Source organism: Pseudomonas sp. REST10 (assembly GCF_029542605.1).
Classification (GTDB): Bacteria; Pseudomonadota; Gammaproteobacteria; order Pseudomonadales; family Pseudomonadaceae; genus Aquipseudomonas; species Aquipseudomonas khazarica.
Map to the genome: position 1 here is coordinate 333,847 of NZ_CP035677.1, position 14,185 is coordinate 348,031.

At 61.1% G+C, this 14,185-nt stretch carries 8 protein-coding genes; all 8 read left to right on the plus strand.

Annotation, left to right across the window (positions count from 1 at the left end; all coding sequences use genetic code 11):
* The 8 genes from icmH (at position 1) to EWH21_RS01590 (ending at position 14,051) form a co-directional block, all read left to right on the plus strand.
* Positions 1-882, plus strand: coding sequence for a type IVB secretion system protein IcmH/DotU (icmH, locus tag EWH21_RS01555; protein ID WP_037052109.1), 882 nt, complete (start codon positions 1-3; stop codon positions 880-882).
* The gene (gene tssM, locus EWH21_RS01560; RefSeq protein WP_277699637.1) at positions 879-4,418 is read left to right on the plus strand and encodes a type VI secretion system membrane subunit TssM; all 3,540 of its coding nucleotides are present in this window, start codon (positions 879-881) and stop codon (positions 4,416-4,418) included. The genes icmH and tssM overlap by 4 nt, the downstream gene beginning before the upstream one ends.
* A complete protein-coding gene (locus tag EWH21_RS01565; RefSeq protein ID WP_037052104.1) occupies positions 4,418-5,146 on the plus strand; it encodes a PP2C family serine/threonine-protein phosphatase in 729 nt (242 codons plus the stop codon). Before tssM ends, EWH21_RS01565 begins: the two co-directional genes overlap by 1 nt.
* Positions 5,143-6,114, plus strand: coding sequence for a serine/threonine-protein kinase (locus EWH21_RS01570; RefSeq protein ID WP_277699638.1), 972 nt, complete (start codon positions 5,143-5,145; stop codon positions 6,112-6,114). The genes EWH21_RS01565 and EWH21_RS01570 overlap by 4 nt, the downstream gene beginning before the upstream one ends.
* 38 nt (positions 6,115-6,152) lie before the next feature.
* A complete protein-coding gene (gene tssI, locus EWH21_RS01575; RefSeq protein WP_277699639.1) occupies positions 6,153-8,645 on the plus strand; it encodes a type VI secretion system tip protein TssI/VgrG in 2,493 nt (830 codons plus the stop codon).
* Positions 8,646-8,651: 6 nt separating this feature from the next.
* A complete protein-coding gene (locus EWH21_RS01580; protein ID WP_152487503.1) occupies positions 8,652-11,894 on the plus strand; it encodes a phospholipase D-like domain-containing protein in 3,243 nt (1,080 codons plus the stop codon).
* Positions 11,891-13,039: a T6SS immunity protein Tli4 family protein gene (locus EWH21_RS01585; RefSeq protein WP_206596359.1), complete on the plus strand. Its 1,149-nt coding sequence runs from the start codon at positions 11,891-11,893 to the stop codon at positions 13,037-13,039. The genes EWH21_RS01580 and EWH21_RS01585 overlap by 4 nt, the downstream gene beginning before the upstream one ends.
* 112 nt (positions 13,040-13,151) lie before the next feature.
* On the plus strand, positions 13,152-14,051 hold the full coding sequence (locus tag EWH21_RS01590) for a tetratricopeptide repeat protein (protein ID WP_152487504.1): 900 nt from the start codon (positions 13,152-13,154) through the stop codon (positions 14,049-14,051).
* Positions 14,052-14,185 lie beyond the last annotated feature (134 nt).

Genomic DNA, 14,185 nt, shown 5'->3' on the forward strand with positions numbered 1-14,185 from the left:
ATGACAACCAAGGAAATGGAATACGGCCAGGATGACAAGACCGTCATCCTCAACCGCCAGGGTGAAGCCCGCGCCGAAAGCCCGCTGACCGACTTCAGCGCGCCGCCGAAATTCGAACAGCTGGAAGAGCGCATGATCTTCGCCGCGCGCCTGCGCCCGGCGGAGAGCTTCAATATCAGCCTCAACCCGCTGGTGGCGGCGGCCTCCTCGCTGCTTTCCGAAGTGGTGCGCCTCAAGCACAGCTTCGAAAGCGAGGACCTGGACGCCCTCAACCAGCGCCTGACCCGCGAGATCAAGGTGTTCGAGCACCGGGCGCTGCACGATGGCGCCGAGAGCAGCCAGGTGATGGCCGCGCGCTACGTGCTTTGCACCGTGGTCGACGAGGCGGTGGTGACCACGCCCTGGGGCAACGAGAGCGAATGGTCGCAGATGAGCCTGCTGTCCTCGTTCCACAACGAGACCTTCGGTGGCGAGAAGTTCTTCCAGCTGCTCGAGCGTCTGTCGCGCAACCCGGTCAAGCACCTGCCGATGCTGGAGCTGATGTACCTGTGCCTGTCGCTCGGCTTCGAGGGCAAGTACCGCGTGCTGCAGCGCGGCATGCTCGAGCTGGAGGCCGTGCGCGACAGCCTCTACCGGCAGATCCGCCAGCTGCGGGGCGACGTCCCGCGTGAAGTCTCGCCGCACTGGCAGGGGCTCAAGGACACCCGTCGGCGCCTGGTGCGCATCGTGCCGTGGTGGCTGGTGGCGCTGTTCACCCTGATGTGCCTGGTGATGATGTACGCCGGTTTCGCCTGGGTACTCGGCGAGCAGCGCGACACCGTCCTCAAGCCGTATCAGCAACTCGACCCGGCCTCGGGTGTCAGCATGGATGACGTGAAATGAAGAGCTTCTTCGCCAAACTTGGCGCCTTTTTCCGCAAGACCTGGGTCTGGAGCCTGCTCCTGGTCCTGATTCTCGCGCTGCTGGTGTGGTTCGTCGGGCCGTTGCTGGCCGTCAACGACTACAAGTTCTGGGAGTCCGCCACCAGCCGCCTGCTGACCATCAGCCTGCTGTTCCTGCTCTGGGGCCTGGCCATGGTGTTCGCCAGCTGGCGTGCCACCGCACGCAAGAAGGCCGCCGAGAACGATGCCGATGCCCAGGAGCGCATGCGCCGGGAAGAGCAGATCAACGAGGAACAGGCCGAGCTGCGTCACCGCTTCAAGGACGCCCTGCGCACCCTCAAGCGCTCCAGCCTGTATCGCGGGCGCAGCGAGAAGTGGCGCAACGACCTGCCCTGGTACCTGATCCTCGGTCCGCAGGGCAGCGGCAAGACCAGCCTGCTGGACTTCTCCGGCCTGGATTTCCCGCTCAATCGCGGCGAAAACCAGCGCCTGACCAAGGACGTTTCCGGTACCCGCTACGCCGACTGGTATTTCGCCGATCACGCCGTGCTGATCGACACCGCCGGCCGCTACCTGACCCAACCCGATGCGCAGATCGATGGCCGTGCCTGGGGCACCCTGCTGGGTCTGCTGCGCCAGCGCCGCGCGCGTCCGCTCAACGGCGTGCTGGTGAGCATTCCCCTCGAGCAGCTGCAAGGCGGCAGCGAGGTGGAGCTGGAAACCCTGGCCCGCCAGACCCGCCAGCGCCTGCAGGAGATCCATCAGCGCCTCGGCGCCGACGTGCCGGTCTATCTGGTGCTCAACAAGGCCGACAAGATTCTCGGCTTCGACGAGTTCTTCGACCAGCTGTCGCGCGAGGAAAGCGAGCAGGTACTGGGCGCCAGCTTCCGCAAGGAGCAGAACGCCACCGACGTGGCCGTGGTGCGCCAGGAGTTCGAAGAACTGCTGCGCCGTCTGAACAGCCAGGTGATCCTGCGCATGCACCAGGAGCGCGACACCCAGCGCCGTGGCCGCATCCTCGACTTCCCGCACCAGCTCGGCCAGATCGGCGAGCGTCTGTGCCTGTTCGTCGAACTGGCCTTTGCCGGCAACCGCTACCAGCGGGCCAGCAAGCTGCGCGGTTTCTACCTGACCAGTGCGCCGCAGCTCAACGAGCAGCTCGATCCGCTGACCGCCGGCATCGGCCGCAACCTCGGTCTGGCGGGCAGCGCGCTGCCGACCTTCCGCAGTGGTCGGGCGCGTTTCATCCATCACCTGCTCAGCCGGGTGATCTTCCCCGAGGCCGACCTGGCCAGCCTGGACCAGAAGGAAGTGCGCCGTATCGACTGGGGCCAGCGTGCGATGTACGCCACCGCTTTCGCGGTGCTGGCGCTGTTCGGCGTGCTCTGGGCCACGGGTTTCTCGGCCAACCACGGACGCCTGGAAGAACTGCGCGAGATCGCCCAGAAGCTGACCCGCGAGCATGATGCGGTCAATCCTCAGGACGACGCCCTGCAGGTCCTCAAGGCACTGGACAGCAGCTACGCCGCGACCCAGGTATTCCCGCCCAAGGGTGACGTTTCCTACCTGCAGCGTACCGGCCTGTTCCAGGGTGAGGCGGTCAATCCGCCCGTGTACTCGACCTACCGTGCCGAACTGGAAAACCTGCTGCTGCCGCGCGTTGCCCGTCAGCTGGAGGCGCAGATTCGTGCCAACCTCAGCGACCGCGAGCGCCTGCTCGGCAGCCTGCGAGCCTACCTGATGCTCAACCTGGAAGAGCGTCGCGACGCCGACTTCCTCAAGGAGTGGGTGGCCGCCGACTGGTCGCTGCGCTACACCGGCAACAGCCCGGCGCAGCATGGCCTGAACACGCACTTCGCCCGTCTGCTGGACGAGTCGTTCGCGCCTTACGCGCTCAACGCCCAGCTGGTCGCCCAGGCGCGCCAGGTCCTGCGCAGCGAGTCGCTGGCCAACGTGGTCTATCGCATGCTGCGTGAACAGGCGCGCAGCCTGCCCGACTATCGCCTGAGCCAGAAGCTTGGCCCGCAGGCGGCCCTGATCGTGGGCAGCGACTACGCCATCCCCGGCTTCTACACCCAGACCGGCTACAGCAAGACCTTCACCGCCCAGGGCGCCAACCTGGTGCGCGAGATCCTGCGTGACAACTGGGTGCTGGGCGAGGGTGAAACCCTCAGCGCCGCCGACCTCAGCCGTCTGATGGTCGAGCTGGAGCAACTGTACTTCCGCGACTACGGCAACTACTGGGGTGAGGCCATCGCCCAGCTCAGCCTGGAGCCGATCGGCAGCGCCGGTCGTGGCGCCGCGTTGCTGGGCGGCCTGACGGCAGCCAATTCGCCGCTGCTGCAGATGCTCGTCGAGGTGCGTGACAACACCCGCTTCAAGGGGCTCGCCGAGGCTGCCGATGACGCCGGCGCTGCCGCCGACGCGCTGGAAGGCGCCAAGGGCAAGGTGGGCAAGGCTGCCAAGCTGGCCAGTGCCGCCGCCGAGCAGGCGCAGCAGGCCCTGGCCAAGAACACCCCGGATACCGCGCGCAAGACCCTGGAGCGCCGTTTCGAAAGTCTGCACAAGCTGCTCGACGAGAACGGTGGTGCGGGTGTCGATCTGGCCGCCGGCCTGCAGGCGCTGGATGACCTGCAGCGTCAGCTGGCCAGCCTGGCCAATGCCGGTGCCAGCGACCAGGCCGCGTTCGAGATGGCCAAGGCACGCATGGGCGGCAAGCGCGACGCCATCAACCAGGTGCGCAGCGCCGCGGCACGCCTGCCGCAGCCGGTGGGCAACTGGCTGGCGCTGCTGGCCGAGGACAGCTGGAGCCTGGTGTTGAACGACGCCTACCAGTTCCTCAACCAGCGCTATCAGAGCGAGCTGTACGCGGCCTACGACAACTCGTTGAAGCAGCGCTACCCGTTCAGTGCGCACAGCGAGAGCGACGTGGCGGTGGCCGACTTCCGCGAGTTCTTCAAGGCCCAGGGCATTGCCGAGCGCTTCTTCGACAGTTACCTGCGGCCGTTCGTCAGCGGCAGCGCCGACCAGTATCGCCTGCGTCGCGTCGACGGCCGTGGCCTGCCGCTGTCGCGTGAGTTCCTGCTGCAGATGAGCCGCGCTCAGGTGATCCGCCGCAGCTTCTTCGCCGAGAACCCGGCCGAGCCGCAGGTGCTGTTCAAGCTCGAGCCCTACTCGCTGGACTCCAGCCTGAGCCGCGCCGACTTCCGCTTCGGCAACCAGCAGATGGAGTATCGCCATGGCCCGATCGTCGCGACGGCCTTCCGCTGGCCGGCGGCAAGCGACGAGGACCGTACCAGCCTGGTGGTCGAGGAGCTCGGCGGTCGCCGTGTCGGCATCGAGAAGAACACCGGCCCCTGGTCGCTGTTCCGCCTGCTCGACCTGATGGACGTGGACTACCACAGCGGCCGTGACGTGCTGATCCTCAAGGCCAACCTCGGCGGCCTGCACGCCAACTACCTGCTGCACAGCCAGCGCTCGCCGAACCCGTTCGACATCGGCCTGCTGCGCAGCTTCAAGTTGCCGGCGACACTCTGATGAGTGAAGTCGCCAACGCCTGGCGCAGCGCTGCGCGCACCGACACCGGCAAGGTGCGGGCGCGCAACGAGGATGCCTTCCTCGCCCTGCCCGAGCAGGGCCTCTGGGTGGTGGCCGACGGTATGGGAGGGCATCAGAACGGCGCCCTGGCCAGCCGTCTGATCGTCGAGCAGCTGGCCGAGATACCGGAAGGTGACCTGACGCAGCGCCTGGCGCAGCTGCGCCAGAGCCTGCACCGGCTCAACCACCGTCTCGGCCAGGAGCTGACGGTGACTGCCGAGCGCCCGGATACGGTGATCGGCAGTACCGTGGTCGCCCTGTTGCTGGAGGGCGAGCGCGCCGCCTGCGTCTGGGCAGGTGACAGTCGCTGCTACCTGTGGCGCGGCTCGCGGCTGTATCAGCTGAGCCGGGATCACTCGCTGGAGCAGCAACTGATCGACGAGCAGGGCATGACCCCGCAGGAAGCCGCGCGCCATCCGGCGGCTCATGCACTGACGCGTGCCATCGGCGCCTGCGAGACGTTGCAGCTGGACATCCTCGAGCTCGACGTATTGCCGGGCGATGTCTTCCTGCTGTGCAGCGACGGGCTTTATCAGGGCCTCTCTGCCGACGAGCTGGGCGCCTGCCTGAACCTGCCTTCGCCACACCTGGCCGTGGAGCGACTGTTCCAGCGCGTGCTCGACGGCCCGGCCCGTGACAACCTCAGCGCCGTGGTGATTCGCCGATGACCGAAGCCGCCGAAGCCAGTGACCTCACCTACTTTGCCCTGGCCGCCACCGCAGCCAGCCCGCCCCTGCGCGAAACGCCGCGCCGGGCGCCGGGCGAGCTGCCGGATGTGCTCGGCGGCCGGTACAAGATCGAACGCCTGCTCGGCGTGGGCGGCATGGGCGCGGTGTACCGTGCCCGCGACCTGTTGCGCGAGCAGTTCGGCGACCCCGAACCCTATGTCGCGCTGAAGACCCTCAGCGACGACTTCGCCGAGTACCCGGATGCCAATGCCCTGCTCTACAGCGAGTTCGCCCTCACCTCGCGGCTCAACCACCAGCATGTGGTGCGGCTGTTCGGCTTCGAGGTGGATACGACGTGCGAGCGTGCCTTCATCACGCTGGAGCTGATGCGTGGTCTGACCCTGGATCAGCTGCTCTGCGAACGACCCGAGGGCCTGCCCTGGGACGAGTTGCGCAGCATCGCCATCGCCCTGCTCGATGCGCTCGCCTACTCCCATGAACTGGGCGTGCTGCACGGCGACCTGAAACCCAGCAATGTGATGTTGGCCGAAGACGGTCTGCGGCTGTTCGACTATGGTCTGGGGCAGCCCGTGGAGGGCCTGTTGCCGGGCCTGCCGCGCTTGTGCCGAAACCGCATCGCCGCCTGGACGCCACGCTACGCTGCCCTGGAACTGCTTGAGGGCGCCGCCCTGTCGGCGGCTGCGGATGTCTATGCGGTGGCCTGCGTCCTGGTCGAGCTGGCCTGCGGGCAACACCCGTTCCGTCGCCTCAGCGCCAAGCAGGCCAAGAGCATGGAGCTGGACAAGCAACTGCAACGACCGGCGCAGGTACCGCTGCATTGCTGGCAGGCCCTGCGTACTGCGCTGGCCTTCGACGAAGGCCAGCGGCAGATAGGTTGCAGCGAGCTGCTGGAGGCATTTCGCCGGCCGCCGGCGTCGCGCCTGCAACGCTGGCTGGGCAGAGCATGACAGGCTGTTGAAAAGGACTCACTCGAAAGGATACGTATATGTTCAACCCGGCCAACGAAACCCATTTCAGCCTGAACATCGAAGGCGTCGAGCATGACCTGCAGGTGCTCGAGTTCAGTGGCCGCGAGGCCATCAGCCAGCCCTATCGCTTCGATGTGGAGCTGATCAGCGAACGCCCGGACATCGATCTGGAAAGCCTGCTGCACCAGCGTGCCTTTCTCGCTTTCAGCCCGAACGGCGAGGGTATTCACGGCCTCATCCACCGTGTCGAACAGGGCGAGTCCGGCAAGCGCATGACCCGCTATCGGCTGGCCATCGTGCCGCAGCTCAGTTACCTGGCACACCGCACCAACCAGCGTATCTTCCAGCACCTGACGGTGCCGCAGATCGTTGCCCAGGTGCTCGAAGAGCACGGCATCGTGGAAGGTGGCTACCAGTTCCAGCTTGGTCCGACCGTCTACCCCGAGCGCGACTACTGCGTGCAGTACGACGAGAGCGACCTGCACTTCGTCCAGCGCCTGTGTGAAGAGGAAGGTATTCACTATCACTTTCAGCACAGCGAAAGCGGCCACGTGCTGACCTTTGGCGATGATCAGACCGCATTCGCCAAGCTGGGCCGACCGACGCCCTACATCCAGGACAGCGGCATGACCGCCGACGACCCGGTGATCAAGCGCCTGGCCCTGCGCCTGGAGACCCGGACCCGCAGCACCACGCGGCGCGACTACGATTTCGAGCAGCCACGCCTGCTGCTCGAGGCGACCTACCAGGGCGAGCAGGCCGGCGAGAACGACGGCCTGCCGGATCTGGAAGACTACGATTACCCCGGTCGCTACACCGACCGAGCGCGCGGCAAGCACCTGGCCAAGCGCGCTCTGGAGCGTCACCGCGCGGACTACCAGCAATTGCAAGGCAATAGCGACGAACCGCGCCTGGTCAGCGGCCACCTGCTGGAAATCTCCGAACACCCACGCAGCGAGTGGAACGACCTCTGGCTGCTCACCGAAGTGCTGCACGAAGGCAAGCAGCCCCAGGTGCTGGAGGAGTCCATCACCAGTGATTCGGTACTGGGCAAAGGCCTCTCCAGACTGTTGCGTGGCGTGACCGGCGAAGCGGACTCCAGCGAGGGTGCTGACTTCCACCAGGGCTACCGTAACCGTTTCCTCGCCACGCCCTGGGATGTGCCCTATCGCCCGCCACTCGAGCATCCCAAACCCAAGGTGTTGGGTAGCCAGACGGCCGTCGTCACCGGCCCGGCCGGCGAAGAGATCCACTGCGACGAATACGGCCGGGTGAAGGTGCAGTTCTTCTGGGACCGCGAAGGCCAAGCCGACGACAAGACCAGCTGCTGGCTGCGCGTCAGCTCCAGCTGGGCCGGCGATCGCTACGGCGCCATCACCATTCCGCGCATCGGCATGGAAGTACTGGTCACCTTCCTCGAAGGCGACCCCGACCAGCCGCTGGTCACCGGCTGCCTGTACCACGCCGAACACGTGGTGCCCTACGACCTGCCGGCGAACAAGACCCGCAGCGTGTTCAAGACACTGAGCAGCCCCGGTGGTGGCGGCTACAACGAGCTGCGCATCGAGGACCGCAAGGGCGCCGAGCAGATCTACGTCCACGCCCAGCGCGACTGGGACGAAAACATCGAGCACGACCAGAAGATCCGCGTCGGCAACGAGCGCCATGACACCGTCGAGGCCAACAGCTACACCGAACTCAAGGCCGAGGAACACCTCACCGTCACCGCCGAGCGCAAGGTCGAGGTCAAGCCGCAGGACCACCTGACGGTGGGTACCGACCAGCACATCAAGCTGGGCACCGCGCAACTGACCAAGGCCGGCCGCGAGATCCACCTCAAGGCCGGGCAGAAAATGGTCATCGAGGCCGGCATCGAACTGACCCTCAAGGCCGGTGGCAGCTTCATCAAGCTCGACCCGGGCGGCATCACCATCTCCGGCCCGCTGGCCCGCCTCAATGCCGGCGGCTCGCCGGGCAAGGGCTCGGGTATCGGCATCAAGCCACCCGTGTTGCCGGGCGCGGCGGATAGCGACAAGGCGGGGGATGTGCTGGAGCAGGTCCTGGGCAGCTTGTCCATCACTGAGCCGGCAGATCCACGCGAATACCGATTCAACATTCGTCTGCAGGATGTTCCAGGCGATGAGGGCTTTCCTTTGGCATACGCGCCATGGCGTATCGAGCGGGGTGACGAGAACGAGTTGCTGATGGAAGGTGAGGCTGATGCTGATGGTCGTGTGTCGCTTGATGACACTCAGCAGAAACAACTATCGAAGGTATACGCTCAGGCGCCTCGAAGTCTTTGGCTTAGCTACCCCGGCCAGCGAATAGCCTTGCGTGTTCACATGGAGCAGCAGGGTTGGGACAGTGAGCGTTATGCACTGGGGTCGATGGACTTCAGTAGCTGCGTCAGTCGTAACTCCAAAGGTAATGCGCTGCTGGAGAAAGATCGTAGTCAGCAGGATAGCCAGTGCAGTAGCGATCTGTTTACCCACCTTCAATCCAAGGAATGAATGCTCATGGCAACTGACTCTGCCTACAACGGGATCCGCGCAAAAGAACTCAATCAGATTAATGCGCAGGACGGGCGTGCCTATGCGGCCTACTCCGCTCCGGATTTCTTTCTCAACGGAGAAAATCTGTTTGCACCCAAGCGTACGGGTAATCAGGTTCGTTTTTTTACGACGGGAAGTGACTACTTCAAGGACGTTGCAGCTTCCATCGATCAAGCCAGTCGATGCATTTTTATCACTGGCTGGCAGGTCAACTACGACGTCTTGCTCGATGGCAAGCGAAGCCTTTGGCAGTGCCTGCATCAGGCTCTCAAACGCCAGTCGACCTTGAAGATTTATGTCATGCCCTGGCTGAGCCCATCCGGCAGTGTAGGTACTTACGACTTCGAGACCATGCTGGCTGTCTTTCAGCTCAACGCTGGTCTGCCGGGCGGCCCTCGCGCCTTCTGCACGCCGGCTATCCAACAGAGTGATATGAAGGGACTCGGCGTTGCGTTTTCTCACCACCAGAAATCAGTCGTAATCGACAACCGAATCGCCTATGTCGGAGGGATCGACCTTGCCTACGGGCGGCGTGACGACAATAACTTCAGCCTGGATGCCAGTACCAGGCAGGGTAATGATGCCTACAACCCTGGGCTGCCGAAGTTGGGGTGGATGGATCTGGATAAGCATGTCAGCTCGATGGGGCTGATGATGGCCACGCTGTTCGACATGTCCAGGCCCGTGTCGGAGACCAGCCTGATTCCGCTCAGCAGGAGTACGGCGTTAAACGGTGCTAGCCATGTTGCGGACTTTTTCCGCAGCCCACCGTTCTCCGCTCTGCAGTGGTTGAATCGCGCCAAGAACAGCGCACAGGAAAACCTCGACGAGGGCTTTGAGCGTCTAAGTGCTGTCCAGCGCCAGATGGTCGGGAAAAGTATCCAGGCTATGGCCAGATTGATTGGCGACAACCTCGATACAGTTCCGATGGCAGAGGAGTTGAAGCAACGCTTGCGAGAGTGGTTGCAGGAGCTTCGTGAGGCAGCGGGTAATCTTTATGAGTCATTACGTATCAAGAGCATCCAGCTGATCAGCCAGTGGATGAGTGAGACCGAGCTTGGTCAGGTGCTTACCGTTCTCAGCGGCAAGAGTTTCGATGATATTCCCGGCACATATCGGGAGAGGACCAACGAGTTGGCCAGCTCGATGCTTTGGTTCATCTATCACTTGCTACAGGAACGCTCGGGGCAGCATCTGGAGCCTTATGCTTATCTGCATGAGGAACCGCAGCCACTGGCGTCACCGGACAATGGTCGTTTGGCGGAGGATCAGCCGCGCATGCCCTGGCAGGATGTGCACTGCCGCATCGAAGGTCCCTCCGTATATGACGTGGCGCGTAATTTCATCGACCGCTGGAATGGGCAGCAAGCCTACCTCGCCGATACGCCTGCACTGCAGGACACCACGCTGGTGCGTAATCTGCTAGAGGCAGTCGTACGCTGGCTCAATACGTTGGTAAGTGATCTCGGCCTGGAACGTCTGGGTGTCAAACTCAAGGTGAGCGATGCTCCGCGCCTGAACTTCCCCAAACCACAACCTGTATGGATCAATGCTTCCGAACAGTTGCCCGTGGCGCCCAGCGCACAGCCAGGTGGCATGAGTGTGCAGGTGCTGCGCAGTGCCTCCAGCCGTATGACCCAGCAGGAGCAGGTGGGGAGAGGCAAGGCAGGCGTCAACCTGCCCTTGCCTGCGGGTATCGACAATGGAGGAGTCCAGGCAAACTGTAAGGCCGCCATGCTGCAGGCTATCTCTAGCTCGCAGCACTTCATCTATATCGAGAACCAGTTCTTTCAGAGTGCGTATGGAGACGAGCGCGAAATTTTTGATGACGCTCCTCTTTCTGGCCCGATGGCGAGCCTGCGTGATCCTGGCAGTTTGCGCCAGGATTACGTCGCTCGCGTGCGGCTGCGCGAAGCGTTGGAGGCCGAGGATATCTGGCAGCTGGACTGGAAGGAAATCGATAGCATTGCCCAGGAGCCCAGTACCGAGGCGCGCCAGTTTTTGAAAAGTTTGCAGGCCATGTGGGGCATCAATGTCCAGGGCTGGCTAACCCACAAGTTGGGTGCAGCGCAGAGGGGACTGATCAATGGCATTGGCGAGGCCTTGGCCAACCGTATTGGGCGGGCTATCGATGAGGGGCGTCCCTTTCATGTCTACATGATTCTACCGGTGCATCCAGAAGGTGCGCTGAACGTTCTAAACATCATGCATCAGGTTAGTTTGACCATGCAGAGTCTGGCTTTTGGCGAGAACAGTCTGATCAAACGTATCCAGAAACGCATGGCCTTGCGCGAACTGCTGGATCGCAAAGTGAGCCGCGCCGAGGCACTCAAGGTCATCGAGCGCAAGGACGCAACCAACCGGCCTGTATACGAGCAACAGGACTGGAGTCGCTACCTGACCCTGCTTAATCTGCGCACCTGGGAAAGCTTGACGGGGCGTGTGGTTACTGAACAGATCTACGTGCACAGTAAGTTATTGATCGCTGATGATCGTGTGGCCATTCTCGGTAGTGCGAATATCAATGACCGTAGCCTACTGGGTACCCGTGATTCCGAGCTGGCAGTCATCGTTCGCGATAGTACTCCGGTGCAGGCCAAGCTCGACGGCAAGCAGGTACATACCGTCGGTAAGGCCGTGCATCAGTTACGAGTCGATCTATGGAAGAAGCACTTTGGCTTGTCCATGGCCGCAGGCTCATCCAGCGTCACTCCGGCAACCGGGCTGGAGCAGTATCTGGAGCAGCCCGCGGCGGAGGGCACTTGGAAGGCGATACAAGAAAGGGCTTTGCTGAATACCCGCCTCTATGAAAGGTCCTTCGATTTTATTCCACAAAACATCAGTCAGGTTCAGTCGCGCAAAACGCCCGATATGACAGGCTATCTGAACGGATTCCCTGCCTCCACCTGGCCAACCTGGGCTTACCGCGATCTAAACAATATTGATCATGGCGGAGAACTAATGGAGCCCATGCCCTATGAAGAGCGCTTCTGGCACTCCGATACTCTGGCTGCCGTTAAAAGCTTCTCCTCACCCGTTGGTGTACAAGGCTTTATCTGCGCTTTGCCCGTCAACTGGACGCGTGGTGAGAACAATGATTCCGGTATAAACCTGAGCATTCTAGCCCAGGTACTTGAAAACCCTGAACGTAGTCGCGCACTGGCCCAGGCTGACTACGGGCACGAAGAAGAGATCCAGCGTGCATGAGAGTCCTTTTTCACTATCTGAGTCTTGGTCTGATAATTCCCGCAGGTATGGCGCTTGCCGACGCACCGCGACAAGAGTGCCTCGGGCGCATAATTTTTGATGTGCCTGAAGAAATGCAATGGGCAACCTATGATGGTCCGCGAACTGACAGAATCACTGATGGACGGGGCGGGCATGTATTTACCCCTAAAGTTACGGCTAAAGGCGACGTTGGCAGTTATGACTATGACGGGCTGACTATTCGCGTGAGTGATGTCGTCGGACGTGACATGTTCGATGGCGCTGCAAGGTATATCAAAGGCACGGCGCGTCTTTACCAGAAGGAACTGCAGAAAAATCTGGAGGCTGATAAGAAACTGCTTAGTGAACTGAGAGTGTTGGATGAAAAAGAAAGTACCAACGCAACTAAGGAGGCCGTGGAGCGTTTCATAAAGTCCATAGAGGAACTCGAGCGTCAGCTGCCTCTAGCTACAGTTCATGAATACGATCTTGGCATCCCCGATGCCTATTTTCTGGGCGGGCATCTCGCCCCTGGCAAGGCTTTGCTTTGGCGCAACAATCGCGTCTACTACTTCGCCTTTGCCAAGGCCGGCCCCGATTCCGCCAAGCGTATCAAGGCGCTGATGGAGCGTTTTCAGCCGCGTGAATTGTATGAAGTGCCCAAAGGCCCAGGGTTCTGCTTCCCCTACGGGTTTATCGCCGATGATGGCAAGACCGCCTACAGCATCAAGAATAGTCTGCGTTTCACCCAGACTCCCAACGTGATCTTTACCCTGATCAATGCCTCAGCCAACGATCCTTGGCAAACCAAGCCCACGTTAGGTACCTATGACACGGACTATCGCCCAGGCTATGACGCCGAAAAATGGCAGAAAACTCCGTTTATCGAGCGCATTCAGCTTGGCAAGCGCCTGGCAGGTCTGGAAGGCTGGCGCCTGGATCCCAAGTTGGAGTCTGGTGAGCAGGAGCGTGCCTGGTTCGCCCTGGCACACCGGGGTGGCACGGCTTCTCCCTTGTTGGCAGTACAGATGACCACCTTTCAGAAAGGCACGGACGACCTGTCCCAGCATACGCCGCCACCGGAAGCAGTCATCCCTCGCTTCAAGAAACTCAGTGAAAGCATTCGTGAGGACTTGGCCCGGTAGGCAAGCATATTTCCAGGGAACAAAAAGGAACAGATTTATTTGCTGACGTCATTTGACTTGGCTTGGATGAATCTGTCCTTTTTGACAAATCTGTATTGGCAGTGGGCTGAGCATGAAGGTTATTGTTTCTTTCATGGCTGTTTTGTTGTTGCTTGAAGGAAACTATGCGATGGCCGAGTCCGACTATCGTAACTTTGTATGCGTCCATGAAAAAGACCACTTGCCACTCTTGGATGCAGAGGCCGATGTTTGGTACAAAGAGGCGCTTTCCCTGACCAAACGCCAATATGAAATACGTGGCAGCGTCCGTCAGGACATTCTGGCGCTTTACCATAAAGCTGCAGCCCGCGATCACTGGAAGGCCATGCATAATTTGGCGGGGTTATACCGTACTGGCTGGCCTGGTGCGTTGGACAAAGATCCGCAGAAGGCATTGGACCTCTATGAGCGTATGGTGCAACTGGGTATCCCACAGGGTTTCTACGATATGGGCGCGATGATTGGCAACCGTAATGGAGTGACCAATCCAGAGACGGATGGTTTGACCTATCTCGATAAAGCTGCACAGTTGGGTAATCCGGCTGCTCAACTTAGACTGGGGCAGATTTATATTTACGAGTTAAAAGAGGATGGTCTGGGTCTGAAGTATGTTAATTGTTCTGCTGAACAAAACTATGCTGAGGCCTATTATGAGTTGGGGATGTATTATAATATTAAAGGTAATTTCCCTCTTGCAGTGAGGAATCATCAAATGGCAGTATCATTGGGGCATGGTACTTCTGCAATGATCCTAGAGGGTGCCTTCGATAAAAGAACCCCACCTCATCTGGCCTTTTATTACGCGCCAGATGAAAAGCTGAAAGAGCTCTATGGTCGGATAAATGCGCAGCTTGAAGCCGACCCTGATCTGCGCTTTCCCAATCTGCTAAAAGACCACCCTCTCCCCCCTCATCCGACCCAGGGATACGATGCTGATAAACCCATCGACTGGAAACCGGATGAATTGAAGTGAGGGGCAAGGCAGAAGCGCTTGTAAACAAAATGCTTGAAATGCGCCACGTTGTGTTCACGACAGTGCTGCTCTTGTCTGCGGGCCGTTATGCCATAGCCGAGCCTGGATTCCGCCTTTTCATGTGAAGGTCGATG